We start from the raw sequence: 485 nt of genomic DNA on the forward strand, positions 1-485 counted from the left end.
TACGCTTCCTTCTCGCCGTCTTTATATATTCGGCTTCTTCAGTTTGTTAAAGATCGGGCGTTAAAAATACAACGCAAACACAATCAAGCTATCTTGCAAACTCGCTTGTGTTTGAGTTGTGGTGGAGGATGACGGGATCGAACCGACGACCCCCTGCTTGCAAAGCAGGTGCTCTCCCAACTGAGCTAATCCCCCTCTAAACCTGAAATACCACGTTGAAACGCGCCTCGTGTGCATCAGCACACTTCGCCGCCTTTCGCCTTGCCTTTCAGCTTTATTTGTGCGGCCGGATCACTCCGACAACAGAAATTCTGGTGGGTCTGGTTGGACTCGAACCAACGACCCCCGCCTTATCAAGACGGTGCTCTAACCAGCTGAGCTACAAACCCATTTCTTGTTCAGCCATCGCTGGCTGACGCCCTTAACTACAAATAACCGATAGGCTGTAAGTACTCGATCAACAACCTTCTCTAGAAAGGAGGTGA

At 49.7% G+C, this 485-nt stretch carries 2 tRNA genes; both read right to left on the minus strand.

Going from position 1 to position 485, the window contains the following annotated elements:
• Nucleotides 1–119: 119 nt before the first annotated feature.
• Nucleotides 120–195, minus strand: a tRNA-Ala gene (locus ACODRW_RS24325).
• Nucleotides 196–312: 117 nt separating this feature from the next.
• Nucleotides 313–389: transfer RNA gene (locus ACODRW_RS24330), tRNA-Ile, on the minus strand.
• Nucleotides 390–485: the final 96 nt, after the last annotated feature.

The sequence above is a fragment of the Chromobacterium sp. FG89 genome (assembly GCF_057808735.1).